General features: G+C 66.8%; 20 protein-coding genes. 3 read left to right on the plus strand and 17 right to left on the minus strand.

Going from position 1 to position 23,761, the window contains the following annotated elements; translation table 11 throughout:
- Positions 1 to 152 precede the first annotated feature (152 nt).
- Positions 153 to 506 (minus strand): NADH:ubiquinone oxidoreductase, encoded by a 354-nt coding sequence (locus DNK34_RS14600; RefSeq protein WP_131175756.1) that lies wholly within the window; start codon positions 504 to 506, stop codon positions 153 to 155.
- A 330-nt stretch (positions 507 to 836) separates the two neighbouring features.
- Here DNK34_RS14600 and DNK34_RS14605 point away from each other — a divergent pair, with 330 nt between their 5' ends.
- A complete protein-coding gene (locus tag DNK34_RS14605) occupies positions 837 to 1,799 on the plus strand; it encodes a CobW family GTP-binding protein (protein ID WP_131175757.1) in 963 nt (320 codons plus the stop codon).
- 4 nt (positions 1,800 to 1,803) lie between these two features.
- Here the strand turns inward: DNK34_RS14605 and DNK34_RS14610 are convergent, their stop codons facing one another.
- The 5 genes from DNK34_RS14610 to DNK34_RS14630 form a co-directional block, all read right to left on the minus strand.
- Positions 1,804 to 3,021 carry a hypothetical protein gene (locus DNK34_RS14610; protein WP_131175758.1) on the minus strand — a complete coding sequence of 406 codons (1,218 nt, stop codon included), beginning with the start codon at positions 3,019 to 3,021 and terminating at the stop codon, positions 1,804 to 1,806.
- Positions 3,018 to 5,498, minus strand: a complete 2,481-nt coding sequence (locus tag DNK34_RS14615) for a ferredoxin (protein WP_131175759.1) — start codon at positions 5,496 to 5,498, stop codon at positions 3,018 to 3,020. Before DNK34_RS14615 ends, DNK34_RS14610 begins: the two co-directional genes overlap by 4 nt.
- 121 nt (positions 5,499 to 5,619) lie before the next feature.
- A complete protein-coding gene (locus tag DNK34_RS14620) occupies positions 5,620 to 6,051 on the minus strand; it encodes a DUF3301 domain-containing protein (protein WP_131175760.1) in 432 nt (143 codons plus the stop codon).
- 90 nt (positions 6,052 to 6,141) lie between these two features.
- Entirely contained in the window at positions 6,142 to 7,836 is a 1,695-nt protein-coding gene (ybaL, locus tag DNK34_RS14625; RefSeq protein ID WP_131175761.1) for a YbaL family putative K(+) efflux transporter, read from the minus strand.
- Positions 7,837 to 8,028: 192 nt separating this feature from the next.
- On the minus strand, positions 8,029 to 8,508 hold the full coding sequence (locus DNK34_RS14630; protein WP_131175762.1) for an acyl-CoA thioesterase: 480 nt from the start codon (positions 8,506 to 8,508) through the stop codon (positions 8,029 to 8,031).
- Positions 8,509 to 8,690: 182 nt separating this feature from the next.
- On the opposite strand from DNK34_RS14630, the gene DNK34_RS14635 reads away from it, so the two are divergent.
- Both DNK34_RS14635 and DNK34_RS14640 read left to right on the plus strand, forming a co-directional pair.
- Positions 8,691 to 9,419, plus strand: coding sequence for a tetratricopeptide repeat protein (locus DNK34_RS14635; RefSeq protein ID WP_131175763.1), 729 nt, complete (start codon positions 8,691 to 8,693; stop codon positions 9,417 to 9,419).
- 666 nt (positions 9,420 to 10,085) lie between these two features.
- Complete coding sequence (locus DNK34_RS14640) at positions 10,086 to 11,849, plus strand: cation:proton antiporter (RefSeq protein ID WP_131175764.1); 1,764 nt, start codon at positions 10,086 to 10,088, stop codon at positions 11,847 to 11,849.
- Between the two features lie 196 nt (positions 11,850 to 12,045).
- Here the strand turns inward: DNK34_RS14640 and DNK34_RS14645 are convergent, their stop codons facing one another.
- From DNK34_RS14645 to DNK34_RS14695, 11 genes are all read right to left on the minus strand, one after another.
- On the minus strand, positions 12,046 to 12,453 hold the full coding sequence (locus DNK34_RS14645; protein ID WP_131175765.1) for an SMI1/KNR4 family protein: 408 nt from the start codon (positions 12,451 to 12,453) through the stop codon (positions 12,046 to 12,048).
- Between the two features lie 229 nt (positions 12,454 to 12,682).
- Positions 12,683 to 13,528: a Tim44 domain-containing protein gene (locus DNK34_RS14650; RefSeq protein ID WP_131175766.1), complete on the minus strand. Its 846-nt coding sequence runs from the start codon at positions 13,526 to 13,528 to the stop codon at positions 12,683 to 12,685.
- Positions 13,529 to 13,749: 221 nt separating this feature from the next.
- Positions 13,750 to 14,850: a TRAP transporter substrate-binding protein gene (locus DNK34_RS14655; RefSeq protein ID WP_131175767.1), complete on the minus strand. Its 1,101-nt coding sequence runs from the start codon at positions 14,848 to 14,850 to the stop codon at positions 13,750 to 13,752.
- Between the two features lie 130 nt (positions 14,851 to 14,980).
- Positions 14,981 to 17,182: a DNA helicase II gene (gene uvrD, locus DNK34_RS14660; protein ID WP_131175768.1), complete on the minus strand. Its 2,202-nt coding sequence runs from the start codon at positions 17,180 to 17,182 to the stop codon at positions 14,981 to 14,983.
- Positions 17,183 to 17,270: 88 nt separating this feature from the next.
- On the minus strand, positions 17,271 to 17,747 hold the full coding sequence (locus DNK34_RS14665) for a MarR family winged helix-turn-helix transcriptional regulator (RefSeq protein ID WP_131175769.1): 477 nt from the start codon (positions 17,745 to 17,747) through the stop codon (positions 17,271 to 17,273).
- Positions 17,748 to 18,064: 317 nt separating this feature from the next.
- Positions 18,065 to 19,054 carry a 3-hydroxybutyryl-CoA dehydrogenase gene (locus DNK34_RS14670; protein ID WP_131175770.1) on the minus strand — a complete coding sequence of 330 codons (990 nt, stop codon included), beginning with the start codon at positions 19,052 to 19,054 and terminating at the stop codon, positions 18,065 to 18,067.
- Positions 19,051 to 20,157, minus strand: a complete 1,107-nt coding sequence (locus DNK34_RS14675; RefSeq protein WP_131175771.1) for an NAD/NADP-dependent octopine/nopaline dehydrogenase family protein — start codon at positions 20,155 to 20,157, stop codon at positions 19,051 to 19,053. The genes DNK34_RS14670 and DNK34_RS14675 overlap by 4 nt, the downstream gene beginning before the upstream one ends.
- A 99-nt stretch (positions 20,158 to 20,256) precedes the next feature.
- The gene (locus DNK34_RS14680; protein ID WP_131175772.1) at positions 20,257 to 21,003 is read right to left on the minus strand and encodes an ABC transporter permease; all 747 of its coding nucleotides are present in this window, start codon (positions 21,001 to 21,003) and stop codon (positions 20,257 to 20,259) included.
- A complete protein-coding gene (locus DNK34_RS14685; protein ID WP_131175773.1) occupies positions 21,000 to 21,791 on the minus strand; it encodes an ABC transporter permease in 792 nt (263 codons plus the stop codon). The genes DNK34_RS14680 and DNK34_RS14685 overlap by 4 nt, the downstream gene beginning before the upstream one ends.
- The gene (locus DNK34_RS14690; protein WP_131175774.1) at positions 21,788 to 22,579 is read right to left on the minus strand and encodes an ABC transporter ATP-binding protein; all 792 of its coding nucleotides are present in this window, start codon (positions 22,577 to 22,579) and stop codon (positions 21,788 to 21,790) included. Before DNK34_RS14690 ends, DNK34_RS14685 begins: the two co-directional genes overlap by 4 nt.
- A gap of 15 nt (positions 22,580 to 22,594) precedes the next feature.
- Positions 22,595 to 23,578 (minus strand): ABC transporter substrate-binding protein, encoded by a 984-nt coding sequence (locus DNK34_RS14695; RefSeq protein WP_131175775.1) that lies wholly within the window; start codon positions 23,576 to 23,578, stop codon positions 22,595 to 22,597.
- Between the last annotated feature and the right edge of the window lie 183 nt (positions 23,579 to 23,761).

Genomic DNA, 23,761 nt, shown 5'->3' on the forward strand with positions numbered 1-23,761 from the left:
GCCTACACGAATCTGGCAATTCTGCGCTTATCGTTGAATCCCGCAGGATGGATCGGGCCGAGCAGGTTAGGCGCCGTAAGCCATCGAGCGATAGCGCGGGGTAGCCAAAAGCAGCGCCCGGGCGCCGGATCAAGGGCGAAAAGCCGATGGCCTCAATAGGCCATCCACACGCCCTGGCTCTGCCGCTCGCAGAATGGCTTGAGGTAGGCGGCGTCGTTGGCCATGCCGTAGTAATGGATATCCTGCTGATACGGGGTGCCGGCGACCCTGGCGTTGCGGCAGGCGCCGAAGGCGCCCATCGGGCACTGTTCGACGAAGGTCACCTCGACCTTCTGGCCCTTGAGCTGCGGCTGGCAGAAGCCGCTGCGGAACAGGTTCGGCGGGATGCTGCGATTCTGCTGGCACACCTTGACGTCCAGGCGCTGCGCCTGGCTGTGCACGATGCACGCCTCGCCCCAGGCCAGGCCGGACAGGCTGCAGAGCGCGAGCAGCAGAAAACGACGCATCGAACCATCTCCAGGGATCATTGCCTGGGACTTTAGGGTTTCTTGCCGCTTTATCGCAAGTCGCGGCTAATAATGTTTGGCCCGTAAAACGATGGTTTGCCCCGGCCCTGTGGGAGCCGCGCCCCCGCGGCGATTGCGGGTCGCACCACTGGTTTTGTGGGATGGCCGCCACCGCATCGCGCCGAGGTCGACGCTCCTACACGGGCGGCGGGTTGCCGCTCTTCTGTAGGCGCCCCTGCTCCTGCGAAAACCTTATCCATGGCCGGGCTTGCATCGTTTATCTGCGTGCGCGCCCTTTTCCCGCACCCGCTAAAACCGCACCATGGGCGCATGTTGAAACAGATCCCCACCCACCTGATCGCCGGCCCCCTGGGCGCCGGCAAGACCAGCCTGATCCGTCGGTTGCTGGCGCAGCGGCCTGCGCACGAGCGCTGGGCGGTGCTGATCAACGAATTCGGCCAGATCGGCCTGGACGCGGCGTTGCTGGCCCGCGACGAAGAGGGCGTCAGTTTCAGCGAGGTGGCCGGTGGCTGCCTGTGTTGCGTCAATGGCCTGCCGTTTCAGGTCGGCCTGGGACGCTTGCTGCGCCAGGCCAGGCCGGACCGCCTGCTGATCGAACCCTCCGGCCTCGGTCATCCCCTGCGCTTGCTGGAGCAGCTCGCCGAGGCACCCTGGGATGGCGTGCTGGCCGTGCAACCGCTGGTGATGGTGCTCGACGCCGCCGCCCTGGCCGTCGCCGCGCCCTTGCCGGACAGCCAGCGCGAAGCCCTGAGTCGGGGCGCTCTGCTGCTGCTGACCAAGGGCGAAGGGCTGGACGCCCTGGCCCGTGCCCGTGTCGAGGCCGCCTTGCCGCGACAGGCGTTGCTATGGGCGGACCAGGAGGGACTGCCCCTGGCGCGATTGCCGATGGTCCATCCGGTGCAGGGCGCGGCAGGCGACTGGTCGTCCCTGCCGGACGGCCCTAGGGCGCCGGCGACCCTCTGGCGTACGCCGCAGGAGCCGATCTGCCTGATTCAGGCGCAGCCCGAAGGCTGGAGCATCGGCTGGCGCTGGCATCCCAGCCAGCGCTTCGAGTTGCTGCGGGTGCAGCAATGGCTGGCGTCGTTGCCCTGGCGCCGCGCCAAGCTGGTGCTGCAGACCAACGCCGGCTGGCTCTCGGCCAATGCCCTGGACGGCCAGGCGCCGCACTGGCAGGCCAGCGAGTGGCGCAAGGATTCGCGGCTGGAGCTGATCTTCGCCGCGGCTGAGGAGAAAGAACCCCTGCTCCACGGCATGGCGGCCTGCCGGGTGTAGCGCGTTATCGATCCGCCCGCGGAGGGCGGGGTGGTCGCAGCCAGGGTTGCGAGAGCGGCTCCACGTGCGTCAGGTTGTAGCGCTCCAGCGCCGAACCGCAGGGCGCGGGCACTGGCAAGGCCTCGGGCACGCCGCTGTTGACCACGCCGATCCGGTCGTTATCCAGTTCGATTTCCTGGAAGCGCTCGGCCAGCACCTGGCCGTCCGGGGCGAAGTACAGCAGTACCCTGGGCAGGCGGGCAGTGCGCCGCTGGGCGTCGTCGAGGGGCTGGGGCGGCAGCGTGACATCGGCCTCGCGCCAGGCGTAGGGCGCCCGGGCTTCCTGCCAGCGCACCCGCCAGGGCGCATCCAGCGGCAGCAATGCCGGCCCCAGGTCGGGGTAGCCATTCCAGCAGCTGTCGACCGGCAGCAGCGCCCGCTCGCGGATGTCCATGGCCAGTGGCTGGCCGTTGATCTCGATGCGCACGATGGCCCGCTCGCCGAGGTTGGCCGCCGCGACCAGTACCGGGGCGTGCGCCAGGCGTCTGGCTCGAGAACTTTCCAGCCGCGCATCGCGGTGCAGGGCGGCAGTCACCTGCACATGGTCGGCATAGTGGTAGTACTGGTGAACCAGCGCCAGCTCGGGGGCATCGGGGTAGGCGGCGGTCAGGCGCAGGGGGGCGGGCGTCATCGGGCCTTCCCCGCTGCCGCCCAGTTGCCGGGGGAAGGTGCGGTAGTCCGCCCTCAGGCGCGTGCCGTCGTAGGGAAAGCGGCCTTGGTCGATTTCCTCGGTATACGGCCAGCGGGTCAGCACGCTGAAGCGCTCCGGCGCGTCGGCCGCCAGCGGCAGATCCGGGCCGCTGCCCGAGCGGGTGCTGGTATGCCGGGGATCGATCCACAGATCCTGGCCGCTGAGGTTGACGTGGATTTCGGCGATGGCCGGGTGGCGTTCGGAGAAGAGATGCTGCCGCGCCTCGGCGAGCAGGCTGCCCAGCGGCAGGATGGAGGCGGCCGCCAGGCTGGGCAGCAGCATCAGCGCATGCATGCTGCCGGGCATGCCGCCCCGGTTGCGCACGGCGTAGCAGCCCCAGGCGATCAGCAGCGTGGCCAGCGCTGGCAGGGCCAGGTACAGCGCCAGGTAGATTGCCAGCAGCGCACCCGCGTCGGTCAGCGCGAGGATGGACGAGGTGGCGATCAACAGCGTCGACAGGGCGCTGAGCAGCAGGCCGAAGCTATATTTCATGGTTGCGCGACTGCCAGTACGGGGACGCTCTGGCGCGCCCAATAATGAGCCCAGCACTGCTGTTCGGCGGGCAGCCAGCGCTGCTTGCCGGCGGCGCCGAGCGGTTGAGCCGGCGCTTGCAGCAGGTGTTCCAGCCGGTACACCGAGCGCCGGCGTGGGCCTTGGGCGTCCCCGTCCTCGTCGCGCAGGCTGCTGAATTGCAGATCATGCTCGAAGGACTCGAACAGCGGTTGCTGCCCCAGCGATTCGCTGAACCGGCGCAGTGTCCGTGCCTGGCAATCGAGCAGCAGCAGGCGCCAGGCATCGTGCTTGAGATCCGTTTCGGCGCCACGGGGCAGGTAGCGGCACAGCGCCAGATAGCGTCCGTCGGCCGACCAGATGGCCGGCGGAGCCAGGTCGCCGATCCCGCAGCCGGAGGCCGTGAGCAACCAGCCCCCGCCATGTGGTGCGTGCGCCGCTTCACGGCGATAGCGAGTGGTGAAGCCGAACAGATAGGCGCTGTCGCCACCTGCCGGGGCGGGCAACAGGTAGTCGCTGGCGGCTTGCGCGTGCTGCGTGACAGTGGCGATCCGCGTCGAGGGCCGCGCTTGCCAGCGGCCGTCCAGCCACTCGAGGGTCACCTGTTGGTAATACGGACGGGTCTCCTCGGCTCGCTCGGTCAGGCCCAGCGCGACCTCCTCGGCCTGCAGGGGGAAGTCGCATCCTTGCAGGCGGCCCGGTGGCGCCGCTCGACCGGGCCGATGCTCATGCACAAGGCTGCGGCCACGCAGGCACAACAGGTGGATGCGTCCCTCGCGGAAGCCTTGCAGGTGCAAGCCCGGCAGCGCCTCGTCGCAGTAGTGCAGGCGACGCGCGCGGACATCGACGACGGCCAGGCGCTGAGCCAGCGCCGGGCTGTCGGCGAAGGCCACCAGGGCAATGCGTTCGCCCTGTTCGTCGAGACGATGATCGAGCAGCCATTCGCCGGGCAGCGTCCAGTCGCCGATGCGGCATCGATAGGCCGCGTAGCGTCCGTCCGTGGCCATCCGCTGTCGCTGCCAGTGCAGATGGCTGCCGTCGTACAGTTCAGCACTGCGAAACGCTGCGCACGCCCCGTGCCCTGCATCCAGGGCCAGCAGCGGTTGCAGGGTCGCCAGAGGGATCTCGATCCAGCGCTCGAGCCCCTGCGCGTCGGTGGCCGCGACGACCGCCAGGGGCGCGAAGCTGAAGCTGTGCAATGCGCCGTAGCGGCCTTCGCTCAAGGATGGATGACCCAGGCTGGTACTGAACACCAATTGATCGGCATCCAGAGCGAGCAGTTCACAGCCGCCGGTGTGGACCTCGTCGGCTAATGGCCGTGGCGGTTCGCCCAGGCGACGCCAGCCGGCGTCGGCCTGCCACAGCCAGTAGCCGGGCGTCTGGCTGCTGCGCTCGCGGGCGGCGCAGGCGAACGCCAGGCCGTCCGCCCGCCACAGCGGCGCGTCCTGGCCATTCAGCAGCAGCCCGCTGGGCTGGCCGTCGAGGTGCAGCTCTCCGGCCGGGCTGCGGAGTGGCTGCAGCGGGTCGGGCAACTCGCGCAGGCTGTGGGGCAGCCAGGGCTGGCTCGTCACCCTGGGCGCCTGCGGCGGTGCGGGCAATTGCACCTCGGCCCGCTCCGGGTCGAACCCGTCCAGCTCGTCCTGGGCCACACGGATATCGGCGATGCTGACCATCGGCACCGCCTCGGCGCCGTTCTTGAGCGTCTCCAGGGACTCACTGGCAGGCGCGTTGGAGGTCAGCGGGCTGTGGCGGCCGTAGACCCTGTCGTCGACACGGTCCAGCTCCCAGAAGCGCTGTTCGTCCCGGCATCGATAGAGCCGCTGTTCCTGCCGGTCGTACAGCAGCAGGCCCCAGCGATCACGGCTGGGCACGGGCGAAACGAAATAGCGGCCATCCTCGGAGAATGTCGCCGAAGGGCTGGCATTGCTGATGATGGCGCCGTCGGGTAGCAGGTAGTCGCAGAGCTGCGGGCCGCCCATGGCGATCTCGCTGGCACCGAGCACTCTCACCGGTTCTCCCTGCGGGGTGGTCTCCGGAGCCGGGCCGTTCCAGGCGCTGCGCCCCCGGCTCGGCATCACCTCGGGCGGCAAGGGTTCAGCGGCGGGCCTGGCGCGTGTCAGGCGCAGGCCGGCATAGCGCTCGAACAGGCTGAGGCCATAGAGCCCCGCCAGGATACTGAACAAGCCGAGCAGGTAACCGGGCAGGCCATCGACCGCCAGGCATAGGGCGAAGCCCAGTCCGATGGTCCAGCCGGTCGCCAACTGGGTGGTACGCAAGCCGACCCGGCCCCGGTACCGATCCTGCCACCATTGCAGCGGGAACAGCAGCAGCCAGATCGCCGCCGCCAGTGGCAACGGCAGCCAGATCGGCAGCGCCAGGGTGGAGGCGAGCCAGAGGACCTCGATGCCCAGCCCGGCGAACAGCGTTGCCAGGGACTTCCGCTCGTTGATCGCATCCATACTCTGTCCTTGGCCTGGGTTGCCGCTCGATCGATTTCGTCCGGGGCATCCGCTGTCGAGGCCGCCGGGCCGGGTTAACGGTATGCGATCCGGGGGCCGCGGGAAATACCCGTTGGCGCGTTCACTCCCGCGACGTGGGGTGATCGCGGCGCCATTGCTGCAGTTCGATCACCTGGCCAGACTGGCTGGGTGTCGGTGTCGGTGTCGGTGTCGGTGTCGCTATTGCCGCGGGCGGCTCACGGAACGGGTGGGGGTCCAGTTCGATTGCGCCCAGGCGTGCGCCGAACATGACGATGCGCCCGGCATGCCGTTGCTCGCCGGTGACCGTGAATTCGAAACCGTAGATCCGCGCCAGGCGCCGGTTGCCCCGGGCATCGCGGACGATGGCCAGGCGCTGGAACGCGACGTTGCCGTCGAGCAGTTCGATATCGGCCTTGCGGCAGTGCTGCTTGACCAGCGTCAGCGCGCGCTCGCGCAGGCCATGGCCGTGCCACAGCCAGGCTGCGGCGGCGGCCAGCAGCATCAGGATGAACAGATTGCCGAGCGTCAGCATGCCGAACGGACTCGTTGACCGGGGAGCGCCCAGCTTACCCGATCCGGGCCGGCAAAGCGCCGGCCCGGATCGATGGCCGCGGCATCCCGCTCATTGCGCGCGGGTAGCCGGCGGCTGGATGCCCAGGCGCTCGAACATCACCCGGGCGATTTCCCGCTCGCCCATCACCACCAGATCGGCGTCGTGCTCGCGCAGGTAGTCGACTTCGTCGTCGAAGTGAGCGCGGGCGATGATGTCCAGAGCGGCATTGGCCTGGCGGCCATGGATGGCGATCTGGCCGGCTTCCAGGCTGTTGGGGATGGCGATCATCAGCCAGCGCGCCTGGGCGACGTTGGCCAGATCCAGCACGTGGGTGCTGGCGGCGTTGCCGAGCACCACGCTGAAGCCTTCCTCGCGCAGTTCCTGGGCGCGGGTGCGGTTGTCGTCGATGATCACCAGCGGCACCCCTTCCTCGCGCAGGCGCTTGCTGATGCGGCTGCCGACGCGGCCGTGGCCGATGAGAATGGCGTGGCCGACTTCGCTGATCGGGTGCAGGTCGTTGTCTTCGCTTTCCGCCTCGCTGACCTGATCGGCCGGCGTGGTGTGCTCGCGGCGATCGAGCCAGGGTTGCAGGCGGTCGATCAGCAGGAACAGCAGCGGGTTGAACAGGATCGACAGGATCGCCCCGGCCAGCACCAGGTCGCGCCCGGCCTCCGGCACCAGGTCGAGGCCGATGCCCAGGCCGATGAGGATGAAGGAGAATTCGCCGATCTGCGCCAGGCTCACGGAAATGGTCAGCGCCGTGCTCAGCGGTTTGCCGAAGGCCATGACGATGACCATGGCCGCCAGCGATTTACCCAGCACGATGACCAGGAAGGTCCCCAGCACCAGCAGCGGCTGCTCGAGCAGGATGCTCGGGTTGAACAGCATGCCCACCGAGACGAAGAACAGCACGGCGAAGGCGTCGCGCAGCGGCAGCGAGTCTTCCGCGGCCTTGTGGCTGTATTCCGATTCGTTGAGGATCATCCCGGCGAAGAACGCGCCGAGGGCGAAGGACACGCCGAACAGCTGGGCCGAGCCATAGGCGATGCCCATGGCGATGGCCAGCACGGCCAGGGTGAACAGTTCACGGGAACCGGTGCCGGCACTGCGTTCCAGCAGCCAGGGGATGACCCGGCGGCCGACCACCACCATCAGCGCGACGAAGGCGGTGACCTTGCCCAGGGTGAGCAGCAGCTGCATGCCGATGCTGCTGTCGCCGTCGCCCTGGGGGATGCCGCCGAGCACGCCGGAAAGGGCGGGCAGCAGCACCAGGGCCAGGACCATCACCAGGTCTTCGACGATCAGCCAGCCGACGGCGATCTTGCCGCGCCGGCTGTCGATCAGCTGACGCTCTTCCAGGGCGCGCAGCAGCACCACGGTACTGGCCACCGACAGCGCCAGGCCGAACACCAGGCCGGCGCCCCAGCCCCAGCCCATGGCCCAGGCCAGGGCCATGCCCATCAGCGTGGCGGCGGCGATCTGCACCACCGCGCCGGGAATGGCGATGTGCTTGACCGACATCAGATCCTTGAGCGAGAAGTGCAGGCCCACGCCGAACATCAGCAGGATCACGCCGATCTCGGAGATTTCGTGGGACAGTTCCTTGTCGGCGACGAAGCCGGGGGTGAACGGGCCGACCACCACGCCGGCGAGCAGGTAGCCTACCAGTGGCGACAGGCGCAGGCGGTTGGCCAGGCTGCCGAACAGGTAGGCCAGCACGAAGCCGGCGGCGATGGTCGCAATCAGGGGGGTGTGATGAGGCATGCGCTCTCCCGGTGAACATGAGGGCCTGACATGCCTGCGCTGCACGGGAGACAGCGCAGAACTGCGTGGCGATGAAGCGGCCGGATTGCCCGACCAAAAGACCGATATTTTATATTAAATTATTATTTATAACTAAATGGTCTTTATACAAGATGTTTCAAGGGCTGGCGCGAGGCGCGCCAGCCCGCGTCGCTACTCGCCTCTGAGGGCGCGATAGCGGTTTTCCAGCTCCTGGCGAATCTCCCGGCGCTGGCGGCCCTGCTCGAAACGCCGCCGTTCTTCCGCGGTCTGCGGTTGACGGGGCGGCACCTCGATCGATTTACCCTGCTCGTCGACCGCCACCATGGTGAAGAAGCAGCTGTTGGTGTGGCGCACCGAACGCTCGCGGATGTTTTCCGTGATCACCTTGATGCCCACTTCCATGGAGGTTCGTCCGGTGTAGTTGACCGAGGCGAGGAAGGTCACCAGTTCGCCGACATGCACCGGTTCGCGAAAGGTCACCTGGTCCACCGACAGGGTCACCACGTAGCGTCCGGCATAGCGGCTGGAACAGGCATAGGCGACTTCGTCGAGGTACTTGAGCAGCGTGCCGCCGTGCACGTTGCCGGAAAAGTTGGCCATGTCCGGGGTCATCAGGACAGTCATCGTCAATTGCGCGTTTCCGGGTTCCATAGTGTGCTCGGGTCTTGATCGGGTGGGGGGAGAGGCGTTTCAGCGTGCTGAACCCTAGCGTTTATAACAGGCGCAGGCCCTTGGATTGTGTCTATTCCCTCGATTGGTGCAACGTATGCAGCGGCTCGAGGGGCATTTCACTCACCGGGCCATGGCCCATTTGCCTGACAAGGACGAGATCCATGATGCGCACCTTTGTGTTTTCTGCCCTGCTGTCCCTGGTGGCCGGCGTCGCCCAGGCCGCGCCCATACCCTGCGCGAGCGTCAGCCAGTGCAATGAAGAGGGGACGGCGGCCTACCAGGCCGGACGCTTCGAGGAGGCTGTCGAGGCATTCGAGCGGCAATTGCGGCGGGTCGCACAGGATGACAGCGCCGCCCGCGAGCTGGCCCTGAACAACCTGGTGGTGGCCAACCTGCGCCTGGGGCGGCCCGGCATGGCGCGGGCCTGGCTGAACCTGGCCGTCGCCGATGGCCTGCAAGGCCCGGCTACCCGGCACAACCTGCGTTCGCTGGCCGAGGCGGTGGACTATCCGGCCCTGGAGGCCGGTATCGAGGGTCACTACCTGCGTTATGCCGGCTCGGCGGCGTGGAGCAGCCTGGATATCAGCCGCGCCGCGGACGGTGGCTACCGGGTGCATTTTTCGCCGATACGCGCCGGGGCCAAGGTCGAGGAATACGGCCCGGCGGCGATTGGCGATCTGCAGGGCCGCCTGCAGGGCGAGCGCACCTACTTCCTGCTGCAGGACGCCGGGCTGGCTTCCGGCTGCGCCGTCGAGCTGTTCAACGAGGGACTGGACATCCGCGTTCTGGAAGTCTTCGATCCACAGTGCCAGCGCTATGGCGGCGCCGGTATCAGCGTGGCCGGCAACTATCTGAAAGTGAGCGCCGAACCGCAGGGGGACGAACGCTGATCCGGATGGCGTGCCGCCGGCGGCTGAGAAAGGCGTCATCTACCCGGCGGCTATCGCGTCGAACAGCCTTTCCGGTCGCTCGGGCCGAGCGCAGCGGCATCCGGTAAATGGTGCCCTGGGTATCGCTGCGCTCGACCCAGGCTACGGCCTTTCCCAGGATGATGTTCGAGCGGGGTGGATGGCGCCTTATCCATCCATCGGGGGTGGGTCGGTCATCGGTGTCGGGAGCGTCGTCAGCTGTTCCAGATGGGCGCGCATGCAGTGCATGGCCAGGGCGACAGCATCCATGCCGCCGTGGCCGCTGCCGATCGATCGCAACCAGGCTCCGTGGAGCTCGGGCGCTGTCGAACCGGGTCGTGCGGGTGACCCGCGCAATGCCGTGAACGTCTTCGTTGCGTCGCGGCGCGGCGGGCCGAGCGAGGCGCGCCCCCCGGCGGTTTCCGGGCAAATGTTTCTTGATATTGCGGGGTCGCGGCGGCCATGGATCGGATGTTAACCTGCGGTCGACGTTGCCTTGCAACGGGCCGATAACCCCCATTTCCAACAGGCTCACGAGAGCCATCGAGCAGCCGCCCGTGCGCGCTCGTGCCTGTCCGGGAACTGTTGCGGTGTGCCGCCCGGCCTGCGCCGAACCTCAGCAGACCTATTGAACAAGGAGCAGCTCTCATGCATGCCATCAGCTTCATCCAGGATCTAGCGGTGATCATGCTGGTGGCCGGCGTGGTCACCGTGCTGTTCCACCGCTTCAAGCAGCCGGTGGTGCTCGGTTACATCCTCGCCGGCTTCCTCATCGGCCCGCACACCCCGCCGTTCGGCCTGATCCACGATGAAGAGACCATCCGCACCCTGGCCGAGCTGGGGGTGATCTTCCTGATGTTCTGCCTGGGGCTGGAATTCAGCCTGCGCAAGCTGTTCAACGTCGGCGCCACCGCCTTCATCGCGGCGTTCCTGGAAATCATCCTGATGATCTGGATCGGTTTCGAGATCGGCCGCTACTTCGGCTGGAGCACCATGGATTCGCTGTTCCTCGGCGCGATCCTGGCGATTTCCTCGACCACCATCATCATCAAGGCGCTCAGCGACCTGAAGATGAAGAACGAGCGCTTCGCCCAGCTGATCTTCGGCGTGCTGATCGTCGAGGACATCCTCGGTATCGGCATCATCGCCCTGCTCTCCGGTATCGCCCTGAGCGGCAGCGTGGAAACCGGCGAGGTGTTCGCCACCGTCGGCAAGCTGTCGCTGTTCATGATCGTCGCCCTGGTCATCGGCATCATCCTGGTGCCGCGCATCCTCGCCTACGTGGCCAAGTTCGAAAGCAACGAGATGCTGCTGGTCGCGGTGCTGGGCATGTGCTTCGGCTTCTGCCTGCTGGTGGTCAAGCTGGAGTACAGCATGGTGCTGGGCGCCTTCCTGATCGGCGCGATCATGGCCGAGTCGCGCCAACTGGTGCAGATCGAGCGTCTGGTCGAGCCGGTGCGCGACATGTTCAGCGCCATCTTCTTCGTCGCCATCGGCCTGCTGCTCGACCCTCATGTGCTGGTCGAATACGCCTGGCCGATCGCGGTGATCACCGTGGCCGTGATCGTCGGCAAGGTATTCTCGTGCAGCATCGGCTCGTTCATCGCCGGCAACGACGGGCGCACCTCGCTGCGCGTCGGCATGGGCCTGTCGCAGATCGGCGAGTTCTCCTTCATCATCGCCACCCTGGGCATGACCCTGCAGGTGACCAGCGACTTCCTCTACCCGGTGGCGGTGGCCGTTTCGGTGATCACCACCCTGACCACGCCGTACCTGATCCGCGCCGCCGACCCCCTGGCCCTGAGCCTGGGCAAGGCCATGCCGCAGCGGGTCTCGCGGGTCTTCTCGTTGTACGGCGAATGGCTGCGCAGCATCCAGCCGCAAGGCCAGGGCGCGATACTCGCCGGGATGATCCGCAAGATCGTCCTGCAGGTGCTGGTCAACCTGGCGTTCGTGGTGGCGATCTTCCTCGGCATCGCCTTCTTCGCCACGCAGATCGGTGCCTGGCTGGCCCAGTGGCTGGATCAGGAGAATCTGCGCAAGGCGCTGATCTGGGGCGCGGCCCTGCTGTTGTCGCTGCCGTGCCTGATCGCCGCGTACCGCAAGATCAAGGCGCTGTCCATGCTGCTCGCCGAGATGGGCGTGCGCCAGGAGAAGGCCGGCCGCCACACGGCGCGGGTACGCAAGGTGATTTCCGAGGTGATTCCACTGCTGTCGCTGGTCGGCATCATGGTGCTGCTGACGGCGCTGTCGTCGAGCATCCTGCCGTCCAACGACATGCTGCTGCTGGTCGGCGTGGTCGCCGCCGGGGTGGTGGCCGTGCTGTGGCGCTGGTTCATCCGCGTGCACACACGCCTGCAGATCGCCTTGTTCGAAACGCTGGACAAGCCCGAGACACCCGGGCATCACTGAGGCAGCGGCAAGCTTGAAGCCACAAGCTGCAAGAAAAAGCCCCGTGTTCGCGAAAGCGAGCACGGGGCTTTGCGTTTGCGCTCCTGCAACGGGTCACTGAGTGAAGTGCTTGCAGTTCCCTGGGTATCGCTGCGCTCAACGCCAGGCTACCCGAGCTCTGACCATCGCTGGATACTTGTTTTGCAGCTTGCAGCTGTTATTCCTCCAGCCAGACCTCGCGCACCCAGTGCCAGACCGAGTCCCAGCTTTCGTCGGTGAGGTCTTCCTCTTCGCCGTCCCAGAGCAGCACGGTGCCGTCCTGCTCCACGCAGTAGTAGTTGCCGTGATCCTCGCAGATCGGCACCAGTTCGCGCGGTACGCCCAGCGACCAGGCCACCGAGGCGACCTCGGGCAGGTAGGTGTGCGATTGCGGGTCGGTGACCGTGACCGGTTCCAGGCGGCCGTAGACCACATCGCTGACCTTGAGCAGGAACTCGCGCAGTTCGAACGGCAGGTTGATGAGGATCTGCTCCTCGATTTCCACCAGCAGTTCCTCATCCGGCAACTCCAATGGCACCGGCACGGGTTCGTTCAGTTCACGCAGCTGTTCGATGACTTCTTCCATGGGGGCTCCAGCTTGAAGGTTGGCACGTTCGGGTTGGGCGGCAGGAAGGAGCGGGCTTCGCTCAGCCTCTGACTCACTACTGTCCTCGATAGCGCAGCTTTTTACGCTGAATGGAAAATAGCCACAAGTCGGAAAAAATTCCCGGGGGGAGCGTGTCACGTCGCCCGCGGCGCTCTCCAAGCCATAAAAAACCCGGGCAAAGCCCGGGTTTTGTGTGCTGCGTCAGCGATCAGCCGTTCTGGCGGATACCGGCGACCAGCCAGGGCTGGTTCTCGCCCGTGGCGCGTTCCAGGCGCCAGCTTTCGCTGAAGGCTTCGCCCTGGTCGAAGCGCGAGGTCTTCGACAGGCCTCTGAAGGTCAGGGTGGCGATGGTCTTGTCGGCCTGATCGTCGACGCCGTCGAGCTGCACCTCGAGGTTGTCGATGTAGGTGGACTGGAAGCCGTCACCCAGATCGGCGCGCTCGCGCTTGAGGAATTCCAGCAGTTGCGGGGTGACGAACTCGGCGATCTTGTCCATTTCGTCGGCGTCCCAGTGCTGCTGCAGGCTGAGGAAGTGCTCGCGCCCGGCATTGACGAAGCTCTGCTCGTTGAACCAGGCCGGGGCGTTGATCACCGGCTTGATCACGGCATTGCCGCTACCACCGAAGATCGATGGCCGGGCCGGCTGGTCATGGGCTTCGCGCTGGAACGGCGCGCCGTGGGCGGCGGCGGGCTGAGCCTGCTGGCGACGGGCGGCGAGGAAGCGGAACAGGAGGAAGGCGATCAGGCCGAAGATCAGGATGTCCATGATCTGCAGGCCTTCGAAGCCGTCGCCCATGAACATCGAGGCCAGCAGGCCACCGGCGGCAAGGCCGGCCAGCGGGCCGAGCCAGCGCGAAGCGCCGCTGGCGGCAGCCGGGGTACGGCCCGGCGCGGCGGCATTGGCGTTGGCCTGCGCAGGTGGGGTGGCCTGGCGCGACTGGTGGCTCGGCGCGGCGCCGAACGACTTGCCGCCGCCAAAACGTTTGGCATCGGCGTGGAAACTGAAGGACAGGCCCAGGCAGAGCACCAGGGCGATACTGAGGAAACGCTGCATTATCGGTTTTCTCTTGGTTGTCGGAATTCTGCGGGGCATCTTGCCCGTGCTCGACGGCCATGACCAGCGCCAGAGTGTTTCGGGCTTTTGCTCTTTGTGCGCAGCGCCGGGATCAGGGCATCCCGGCGCTGGCGCGACCCGGGCAGGCGCCGCGACCCCGCGGCGATCGGTGGCCGTGACCCCGATCGCATCGCGCCGCGGTCGAGGCTCCCGGGCGCCGCTCAGCGCCAGTTGTACAGTTCCTGCTCGGACAGGGCATGCATCGGCGTGACCTGTTCCTGGAAGGCTTTCAGCGAGGCCCAGATGCGGCCGTTGAGTTCGCTCTGTGCCGCCAGTTCGTCCAGCACCACCTGGGACTCGCGCTGCATGGCGGCGAGCACGTCGTCCGGGAAGCGCTTGATCTGCACGCCCTGCTGCTTCAGTTGTTCGAGCGAGCCGGCGTTGTGGTAGACGTAGTCGTCCATCATGTCCAGGGTCGCGGCCTTGGCGGCTTCGACGACGATGGCCTGCAGGTCGGCGGGCAGGCTGTCGAAGGCCTTCTGGTTGACCATGGACTCGACCACCGCGTTGGGCTCCTGCCAGCCCGGGTAGTAGTAGTACTTGGCGGCCTTGTGCAGGCCGAAGGTCAGGTCGTTGTACGGGCTGACCCAGTCGGTGGCATCGATGGCGTGGGTCTGCAGGGCGGTGAAGATTTCGCCGCCGGGCAGGTTGACGGTGATCGCGCCGAGCTTGCTCCAGACTTCGCCGCCCAGGCCGGGCATGCGGATCTTCAGGCCCTTGACGTCGTTCAGCGAGTTGATTTCCTTGTTGTACCAGCCGCCCATCTGCATGGTGGTGTTACCCGCCGCCAGCGGTTTCACGCCGAACGGGGCGTAGGTCTCGTCCCACAGCGCCTGGCCGCCGCCCTTGCTCAGCCAGGCGTTCATTTCCAGGGTGGACAGGCCGAAGGGCACCGAGGTGAAGAACTGCGCGGCCGGCACCTTGCCTTTCCAGTAGTAGGGCGTGCCGTGGCCGATCTCGGCGGTGCCGCGCGAGACCGCGTCGAACACTTCCAGGGCGGGCACCAGCTCACCGGCGGCGTACACCTTGATGGTCAGGCGCCCGGCGCTCATGGCGTTGATGCGTTCGGCCAGGCGCTCGGCGGCAGTGCCCAGGCCCGGGTAGTTCTTCGGCCAGGAGGTGACCATCTTCCAGTGGAAGGTCTCGGCGGCTTTGCCAGCGGCGGCGTCCTGCTGGGCAGCGGGGGCGTCTTCCTTGCAGCCGGCCAGGCCGAGGGCGGCCAGCAGCGCCACGGCGGCGCCGAACAGATTGCGGCGGTTCATCGGGTGGATCTCCAGTTGGGGTGGATCTTGTCATTCGATGAAAGGCGCTGGAGGCTGGAAGCTGGACGAAGAGGCCTGCTCCGACATGCTCGTCGTTCTGCCTCCAGCCTTTCAGCGCCGTTTTCGGCTCTTACAGCGCTTCCAGCTTGGCGTAGGCCAGCATCAGCCACTTGCTGCCCTCGCTTTCGAAATTCACCTGCACCCGTGCCTGGGCGCCGGCACCCTCGAAATTGAGGATGGTGCCTTCGCCGAACAATGAATGGCGGACGCGCTGGCCGAGGCTGAACGGGGTGTCCGGTACGGCGCTGCCGGCGAACAGGTTGCTGCCGCTCATGCCTCGATTGCCGGCGCCGAAGGGGCGGCTGACGCTGTTGGACAGGCGCACTTCCTGGATCAGCTGCGGCGGGATCTCGCGCACGAAGCGCGAGACCTTGTTGTAGGTCTCGCTGCCGTACAGGCGCCGGGTCTCGGCGTAGCTGATCACCAGTTTCTGCATGGCCCGGGTGATGCCGACATAGGCCAGGCGCCGTTCTTCTTCCAGGCGGCCGGGCTCTTCCAGGCTCATCTTGTGCGGGAACAGGCCTTCTTCCATGCCGACCAGGAACACCTGGGGGAACTCCAGGCCCTTGGCGCTGTGCAGGGTCATCAGCTGGATGCTGTCCTCGTGCTCGCCGGCCTGGCTGTCGCCGGCCTCCAGCGAGGCGTGGTCGAGAAAGGCGGCGAGCGGGCTCTGCGCCTCGTCGCCCTCGGCGCCTTCGTAGGAGTCGAAGGCTCGCGCGGCGGACACCAGTTCCTCGAGGTTTTCCACCCGCGCCTGGGCCTTCTCGCCCTTTTCGTCGCGGTGGTAGGCGAGCAGCCCGGACTGTTCGATGACCAGTTGCGCCATGCTGTGCAGCGGCAGGCCTTCGACCTTCAGCGCCAGGCTGTCGACCAGTTCGACGAAGGCGTTCAGCGCGCTGGCGGCGCGGCCGCCGATGACCTTGGTGCCCACCGCCTCGTGCAGCGCCGCCCACAGCGACAGCTCGTTGCCGCGGGCGAACTGGCGCAGGGTTTCCACGGTCTTCTCGCCGATGCCACGGGCCGGCACGTTGATCACCCGTTCCAGGGCCGCGTCGTTGCCGCGCTGGTGGATCAGGCGCAGGTAGGCCATGGCGTTCTTGATCTCGGCGCGCTCGAAGAAGCGCTGGCCGCCGTAGATTCGGTAGGGGATGCGTTCGCGCAGCAGCGCCTCTTCGAGCACCCGCGACTGGGCGTTGGAGCGGTAGAGGATGGCGATCTCGCTGCGCTTGAGGCCGTCCTTGCGCAGGGCGTCCTCGATCGATTCGACCACGTAGCGGGCTTCGTCGTGTTCGTTGAAGGCGGCATACAGGCTCAGCGGCTCGCCGTCGGCGTCTTCCGTCCACAGCTCCTTGCCCAGGCGCCCCTGGTTGTTGGCGATCAGGGCGTTGGCGGCCTTGAGGATGCCGGCGGTGGAGCGGTAGTTCTGCTCCAGGCGGATCGTCTCGGCATTCGGGAAGTCATCGCAGAACTGCTGGATGTTCTCGATCTTCGCCCCGCGCCAGCCGTAGATCGACTGGTCGTCGTCGCCGACCACCATGAGGCTGTCGCCGCCCCTGGCCAGCAGGCGCAGCCAGGCGTACTGCACGGCGTTGGTGTCCTGGAACTCGTCCACCAGGATATGGCGGAAGCGTTTCTGATAATGCTTGAGCAATCCATCGTTATTGCGCCACAGGTCGAGGGCGCGCAGCAGCAACTCGGAGAAATCGATGACCCCGGCGCGGGCACAGGCGGCCTCGTAGGCCTCGTAGATGCCGCGCATGGTGGCCAGGAACAGGTCGCCGCTGGCCTGGATGCCCTGCGGGCGGATGCCTTCGTCCTTCTGCCCGTTGATGAACCACTGCGCCTGGCGCGGCGGCCAGCGCTGCTCGTCGAGGCCCAGCTCGCGGATCACCCGCTTGACCAGGCGCTGCTGGTCGTCGGAGTCGAGGATCTGGAAGTTCTCGGCCAGGCCGGCTTCCTGCCAGTGCGCGCGCAACAGGCGATGGGCCAGGCCGTGGAAGGTGCCGACCCACATGCCCGCCGGGCTCTGTCCCAGAACCTCTTCGATGCGGTGGCGCATCTCGGCGGCGGCCTTGTTGGTGAAGGTCACCGACAGGATGCTGTGCGGCGAGATATCCAGCCGCTGGATCAGGAAGGCGATACGGTGCACCAGTACGCGGGTCTTGCCGGAGCCGGCACCGGCCAGCACCAACTGGTGTCCAGGCGGTGTGGTGACCGCATGGTGCTGGGCTGGGTTCAGGGCTGTGAGTCGCTGGTCGAGGTCGTTTTGCATCGCGGCATTCTAGGGGGCTGGCGCTGGGAGGGCAAACGGCGATGAACGGTGCCGCGACGAGCCGTCGGGCGCGCCTGTCGACGGGGGCTCAGTGTTCCGGCAGGTTGGCGAAAATGCTCGCCAGCACCTGGTTGAGTTTGCGCAGCTGGGCTTCGCTCAGGCCCTGGAAACTCTTGTGGAACAATTCGTCGGTGAGTTCGTGCATAGCGAAGAACGCCTGGCGTCCGGCCGCGGTCAGGCTGACCTGGGTGACGCGGCCGTCCTGGGCGCTCTGGCTGGTTTCCACCAGGCCGTCGTCCTTCATGCGGTAGACGATCTTGGTGATGGTGGACAGCTTGGCCACGGCGTGTTCGGAGATTTCCGAGATGCTCGAGTTGTCGTTCTCGAAGAGGATGTTCAGCACCCGCCAGCGCGGGATGTCCAGGTCGATCCGCTTGAGCAGCTTCTCCATGGCCATGGAGTAGCGCCCGTGAACGCGCGCCAGCCAGTAGAAGGGAAACTCTTCCTTGTGAAAATCTTCGCTGGCAGGGTTGTAACGACCGCGGCGTTTCTTGGGGATGGACATGAAGGGGGCTGCTTTGTGAACGTGGACGGGCAATCATAGACATTTCTACTAATTCCGGCACCCGCCGCGCCGCCGGCCGGCAGCGGCACACTGACGCGCGGCAGGCGCGCGCACCTGCCCGCCCCGTTCAGCCTGATGCCGATCAGATAAGGTTTCTGTAGGAGCAGGGGCCCCTACAGAAGAGCGATCCCCGCGCGTAGGAGCGTCGACCCCGGCGCGATGCGATGGCGGCCATGCTGCAGAAATCGCGGTATGGCCACGATTCGCCGCGGGGTCGCGGCGCCTACAGGGCCAGGGCCAAACGCTTGACTGACTGTTCAGCCCTGGTTTTCCAGCGCCTGGTCGAAGCGCGCGGTGAGCCCCGTGGCATCCAGCAGGCGGAAGAAGTCCTGCATGCGCTGCGCCTTGTAGGCGTCGGTATCGCGGCCGGCATAGTCGTAGAAGCCCTGGCCGTCACGCAGGCCGTTGCGACCCCTGGCCATGTTTTCACGGACGATATCGGCGCAGTCGAAGCGTTCGCCGAGCTGGCCGGACAGGTACTTCGAGGCGTAGAACAGGATGTCGCCGCCGCCCCAGTCGATGAATTCCAGCAGGCCGAGCACGGCGAAGCGCAGGCCGAAGCCGACGCGGATGGCCTGGTCGATGTCCGCGGTGCTGGCCACGCCTTCCTCGACCATGCGCGCCGCCTCGTTCATCGCCTGGGCCTGGATGCGCGGCACGATGTAGCCGGGCGAGGCGGAGCAGACCACCGGCACCTTGCCGATGCTGCGCAGCAGCTCGAGCATGTCGCTGACCACCGCGGGATCGGTGCTGTCGCTACGGCTGACTTCCACCAGCGGCATCAGGTCCGCCGGGTTCAGCCAGTGGGCGTTGATGAAGCGTTGCGGCCCGCTGATGCAGGTCGCCAGCTCACTGACCAGGAAGGTCGAGGTGGTGGAGGCGACCCGTGCATCGGCGGGAATGCAGGCGCCGAGCCAGGCGAACAGCTCGCGTTTCATCTCCAGCACTTCCGGCACGCCTTCGAACAGGTAGCGCGCCTCGGCCAGCGCCGTTTCGCAGCCCTGGCGTGGCAACACGCTGAGCCGCGCCAGGGCGATGTCCACCTGCGCCTGGGTCAGGCGCCCGAGCGCGACCTTGGCCCGCAGTTCGCGGGCGATGGCCTCGCGCACCTGGTCGGCGTAGGCGGCGCTGGCCTGCGGGCCGCGCTGTTTGACGTCGATCAGCACCACCGGCAGGCCGCCCTGGATGAAGGCCAGGGCCATGCCCTGGCCCATGCGCCCGGCGCCGAGGATATGCACCGTTTTCATGGCAGCACCCCTTCGCGCAGCAGGTGCTGCATGCGTTCGCGGGACAGTTGCGCCAGGCCGAGGTTTTCCAGGGTCCGGCCTTCGGCGTAGAGGTCGCGTTCGGCGACGGCCGAGGCGATGGCCAGCAGCCCGGCGGCGATCGGCGTCGGCACGCCGGCCCAGCGGCCGACCGAGACCAGCAGCGACAGGCCCAGGCGGGTGTCCTCGAGCATGTAGCGGTGGCGCTGCAGGTCGATGTCCTCGCGCCAGTCGCCGCTGTCGGTGAGCTTGCCGTGGGCGCCACGCCCGTACATCCACTCGTCGCCGTCGCTGGCGTAGTGGTCGGCCAGGGGGAAGTGCGGCGCGCCGTAGCCCAGGGCTTCGCGTACGGCCATGCGCTCGGCATCCAGGCCGTTGGTGACCCGGCGAATCGACGGTTGCGTGCCTTCGTTGTGGATGTCCCAGCGCTCGAAGTGTTCCAGGGGGCCGGCGTTCATCATGATCAGCGGCGGGTGGATGATCGGCCCGGCATTCATCAGTGCGCCGGACAGGCCGTCTTCGATCGGCTCGACGCTCGGGTAGGCGGCGCACAGTACGGTGAAGGCCTGTTCGCTCAGGCGCGCCGGGAATACGCCGGTGGGCAGGCGCGTGGCATAGCAGCTGATCACCAGCTCAGCGGGGCCGTGCTTGCGGGCCAGGTAGGGCAGGGTGCCGGTTTCGGCGAAGGCCACCTCGGCGGAATTGCCGGCGTCGGCCATGGCCTTGGCGAACAGGTAGCTGCCGAAGGTGCCCGGGGGCAGGAACACCACCTGGCCGCTCTGCAGCAGCGGCGCCAGTTCCTGGGCCAGATCCTGGTGGGTGGTCGAGGGCAGTGGGATGACGATCAATTCTGCGCCATCCACGGCAGCGTCCAATTGATCGATCAGCTGCAGGCCACTATTGCTGTCGCCCAGTGGCAGCAGTCGGGTGCCGCGATAATCCCGTACCTGAATGCCGCTCTGGTCGCGGATTGCCGCGAATGCCGCGCTGTCACGCCGCCAGAAATTCACCTGATGCCCCGCTTCGCTCAGCTCCACGGCGGCTGCGTAGCAGCCATGCCCTCCACCCAGAACACAGATTTTCATGTTGCGACTCCTGTTTTTTTGGCAGCCGGCTCCCGTCCACCGCATGTGCGGCAGAGAAAGGAGATCGGCCAGATGCCGTTGGCGGTTAACGATCAGGCTTCAGGATTGGCCCCGAAGCAGGTACTTGCGTGTGTATTGCAGCGTGACGTTGAGCAGCAGTCCGATCAGCGAGATGACGATCAATGGCACGAACATGTCGACCATCTGGAACGAGCGGGCGGCCAGGCTGAGCAGATGGCCGAGGCCGTCGGTGGAGGAGATCATCTCGGCCAGGAACACCGTCACACAGGCGATCAGCAGGCTGATCCGGCAGCCGGTGAGAATCGCTGGCAAGGTGGCTGGCAGCACCACCCGGTATAGACTGGCGGTGCGGCCCGTTCCGGCGGCGCGGGCCGACCACAACAGCTTGGGTTCCACCGAGCGGGCGCCATGGAAGGTTGCCAGCAGAATGGGGAAGATCGCGTCGGCCACCACCAGCGCGATCTTGGATGCATGGTCGTAACCAAAGATCAGTACGAAAGCCGGGTAGAAGGCGATCTTCGGAATCGGCGCGAGCACGCGGATTACGGTTTCCAGCAGGCCGCCGGCCACCCGGCTGGCCAGCAGGCCGATGCCCACGCCGAACACCAGGGCGATGGCGAAGCCGCCGAGCAGGCGGATCAGGGTCTGCTGCAGGTGGAAGAGGAATTCCGCCTGCGGCAGCAACTGCGCCAGGCGCAGCAGCACGGCGCTGGGCGCGGGCAGCAGGTTGGCCGCCACCCAGCCGAGGCGGGTGCTCGCTTCCCAGACCAGCGCCAACAGCAGCAGGGGGATCAGGGGCAGTAACGAATTGGCGAGGCGTCTCATGAGGTCGCTCCGGTGTGGCTGTCCTGGCGGCTTTCGGCCCAGTGGGTCAGGCGTCGGCGCAGGCGCTCGAACAGCCAGTCGAGGAGGAAACCCAGGGTGGCGAGGATCAGGATCATGGCGTACACGTCGGGGTACAGCGCCATGTCCATGGCGTTGAACAGCAGGTCGCCGGCGCCGGACTGGCGGGCGATCATCTCCGAGCTGATCATCACGATCAGCGCCATCGACAGGCCGACGCGGCAGCCCAGCAGGACGTCGGGCAGGGCGGCCGGCAGCACCACCTTGAACAGCCGCGCCGGCGCGCCCATGCCCATGGCCGCGGCCGACCAGAGCAGTTTCTCGTCCATGCCGCGGGCGCCGTGGTAGCTGTGGAACAGCAGCGGCAGGCTGACGCCGAGGAAGATCACCAGGATCTTCGACAGGTCGCCGATGCCGAACCAGAGCATCACCATCGGCATCAGCGCCGCCTTGGGAATCGGATAGATCACGCTGAGCAGCGGGTTGAGCAGGCGCGCCAGGGTTTCGCTGCGGCCCATGCACAGGCCCACGGGCACGGCGAACGCCAGGGCCAGGGCGATGCCGCAGGCCATGCGCCGCAACGAGTCGCCGATACCGCTCAGGGCCTGGCCGTCAGTGAGGATCACCGGTAACTGGCGCAAGGCTTCTCCTGCGGTGGGAAAACCGTCGAGCTGCATCCAGCGCGCCGCCATTTCCCACATCAGCAGCAGCGCCAGCACCACCAGCAGCGGGCCGAGCCTGCCGAACAGCTGGTAATGACCGGCCCTCATACGCTGCAGGCCTCGAGGTGGACGTCTTCGATCAACTGCTCGAGGTGGACGATGTAGTCCTGGTAGCGGCGGTTGACCAGCAGTTCGCTGCGCACCCGTGGCCGCGGCAGGTCGATGTCGATGATTTCCTTGATCCGCCCGGGGGAACGGGTCATCACCACCACGCGATCGGAGAGGAACACCGCTTCGTCGACGCCATGGGTGACGAACATCACCGTCTTGCGGTCGCGCTCCCAGATCTCCAGCAGCTCGTTCTGCAGCACCGTGCGGGTGTGCGCGTCGAGGGCGCCGAAGGGTTCGTCCATCAGCAGGATCGCCGGGTCGTAGGCCAGGGTGCGGGCGATGGCCACGCGCTGGCGCATGCCGCCGGACAGTTCCTTGGGATAGAAGTCGGCGTAGTCCGCCAGGTTGACCTTGTTCAGCAGCGCCATCGCCCGCTCGCGGGCTTCGCGGCGACCGACGCCCTGTTCGCGCAGGCCGTACATGACGTTGCCGATCACGGTCTTCCAGGGGAACAGGGCGAACTCCTGGAACACCGGGCCACGATCCGGCCCCGGCCCGCTGATGGTCTTGCCCTGGGCGACCAGGGTGCCGGCGCTCGGCGCGACGAAGCCGCCGAGCATGTACAGCAGGGTCGACTTGCCGCAGCCGGAGGGGCCGAGGATGGAGACGAACTCGCCCTCGCCGATCTCCAGGTTGATGTCGTCGAGCGCCATGTGCGTGTGGCGGTCGGCGGTGTAGAAGGATTTGCACAGCTGGGTGATGCTGATCATGCTCGGGCGGGTCATGCCTTCACTCTCCCTTCAGGGCTGCAACAGCATGCCGGGGCGGAATTGCTCGACCTGCAGCGGGGCATTCAGCAGGCCGACTTCCAGGTACTGGTCGAACATCTTCTGCATGCCGGCGAAGTCGGGCCGGGCCTGCGGGTCGCGGGCGAAGTCGTTGTCCTTGAGCAGGTACTGGTCGAGCAGCTCGGTGGGCGCGCGGGTCACTTCCGACACCACCGCCATGGTCTGCTGGCGGTCGGCCTGCAGCAGGCTCATGGCTTTCTGCAGGTCCGCCCGGTAGTGCCTGGCCAGTTCGGGGTTGGCATCGACGAAGTCCTTGCGGCACACCTCGAGCAGGTGCACGGTGTTGGGCATCAGGTCGGAGAGGGCGAACAGCTTGCGGATGCCGCCCTTGGTTTCGGCCCTCACCGCGAAAGGCTGGTTCATCACCGCGGCATCGATGCGTCCGGCGCGCAGCGCGGCTTCGGAGCCGGGGAAGCCGGTCTCCACCAGGCGGATGTCCTTGCTCGGGTCCAGCCCATGGTGCCTGAGGAGCATGGCCATCTGGCCGTAGGAACCCGAGCCGTAGACGTTGACGCCGACGGTCTTGCCCTTGAGGTCGGCGATGCTCTTGATCGGCGAGTCTTCCCGCACGGCCCAGTACAGCGAGAACGAACCCGGCGCCTCGGCCACGTGCTGGGCGATCACATAGGCCTGCAGGCCACTGGACAAGGCGCCCTGGGCGAGCGACAGCGGCGCCTGGGAAGAGCAGTCGAGCGCGCCGGCGAGCATCGCCTGGACCATCGGCGCGGTGCCCTGGAACTGCGTCCACTCGATACGGTAGGCGGTGCCCAGTTCGGGAAAGGCGTCGGCGCGGCGCATCATCCAGTACTTCATTTCCTCGGCGGGAATCGACCAGCCGACGCGAATGGTTGGCAACTCCTTGGCGCTTGCCGGGTTGCCGAACCCCAGCAGGGCCGCGCAAGCGAGTAACGGTAGAGCGCGAGTGAAGCTCTTCATGCTGTCATCTCCGTGTGCCATCGATCAGGGACGCCGGGCGCCAGGCCGCCACGCACGCTGGGCGCAGCCGGCATGGGGGCTTGGCCCGATTCTAGGCAGGGGCTGCCGGCTGGCGCTGATCGAAACACGCAACGGCGATTCGCCAGGCGCAACTCAATGGCGCGGGCCGCCGCTGTCACCCCT

Origin of the sequence: Phytopseudomonas dryadis (assembly GCF_004327355.1) — a bacterium.
GTDB classification, from domain to species: Bacteria; Pseudomonadota; Gammaproteobacteria; order Pseudomonadales; family Pseudomonadaceae; genus Aquipseudomonas; species Aquipseudomonas dryadis.

Coding starts and splice junctions, on each gene's coding strand:
- DNK34_RS14600 (WP_131175756.1), bottom strand. CDS start 506: ATGCGTCGTTTTCTGCTGCTCGCGCTCTGCAGCCTGTCCGGCCTGGCC.
- DNK34_RS14605 (WP_131175757.1), top strand. CDS start 837: ATGTTGAAACAGATCCCCACCCACCTGATCGCCGGCCCCCTGGGCGCC.
- DNK34_RS14610 (WP_131175758.1), bottom strand. CDS start 3,021: ATGAAATATAGCTTCGGCCTGCTGCTCAGCGCCCTGTCGACGCTGTTG.
- DNK34_RS14615 (WP_131175759.1), bottom strand. CDS start 5,498: ATGGATGCGATCAACGAGCGGAAGTCCCTGGCAACGCTGTTCGCCGGG.
- DNK34_RS14620 (WP_131175760.1), bottom strand. CDS start 6,051: ATGCTGACGCTCGGCAATCTGTTCATCCTGATGCTGCTGGCCGCCGCC.
- ybaL (WP_131175761.1), bottom strand. CDS start 7,836: ATGCCTCATCACACCCCCCTGATTGCGACCATCGCCGCCGGCTTCGTG.
- DNK34_RS14630 (WP_131175762.1), bottom strand. CDS start 8,508: ATGGAACCCGGAAACGCGCAATTGACGATGACTGTCCTGATGACCCCG.
- DNK34_RS14635 (WP_131175763.1), top strand. CDS start 8,691: ATGATGCGCACCTTTGTGTTTTCTGCCCTGCTGTCCCTGGTGGCCGGC.
- DNK34_RS14640 (WP_131175764.1), top strand. CDS start 10,086: ATGCATGCCATCAGCTTCATCCAGGATCTAGCGGTGATCATGCTGGTG.
- DNK34_RS14645 (WP_131175765.1), bottom strand. CDS start 12,453: ATGGAAGAAGTCATCGAACAGCTGCGTGAACTGAACGAACCCGTGCCG.
- DNK34_RS14650 (WP_131175766.1), bottom strand. CDS start 13,528: ATGCAGCGTTTCCTCAGTATCGCCCTGGTGCTCTGCCTGGGCCTGTCC.
- DNK34_RS14655 (WP_131175767.1), bottom strand. CDS start 14,850: ATGAACCGCCGCAATCTGTTCGGCGCCGCCGTGGCGCTGCTGGCCGCC.
- uvrD (WP_131175768.1), bottom strand. CDS start 17,182: ATGCAAAACGACCTCGACCAGCGACTCACAGCCCTGAACCCAGCCCAG.
- DNK34_RS14665 (WP_131175769.1), bottom strand. CDS start 17,747: ATGTCCATCCCCAAGAAACGCCGCGGTCGTTACAACCCTGCCAGCGAA.
- DNK34_RS14670 (WP_131175770.1), bottom strand. CDS start 19,054: ATGAAAACGGTGCATATCCTCGGCGCCGGGCGCATGGGCCAGGGCATG.
- DNK34_RS14675 (WP_131175771.1), bottom strand. CDS start 20,157: ATGAAAATCTGTGTTCTGGGTGGAGGGCATGGCTGCTACGCAGCCGCC.
- DNK34_RS14680 (WP_131175772.1), bottom strand. CDS start 21,003: ATGAGACGCCTCGCCAATTCGTTACTGCCCCTGATCCCCCTGCTGCTG.
- DNK34_RS14685 (WP_131175773.1), bottom strand. CDS start 21,791: ATGAGGGCCGGTCATTACCAGCTGTTCGGCAGGCTCGGCCCGCTGCTG.
- DNK34_RS14690 (WP_131175774.1), bottom strand. CDS start 22,579: ATGACCCGCCCGAGCATGATCAGCATCACCCAGCTGTGCAAATCCTTC.
- DNK34_RS14695 (WP_131175775.1), bottom strand. CDS start 23,578: ATGAAGAGCTTCACTCGCGCTCTACCGTTACTCGCTTGCGCGGCCCTG.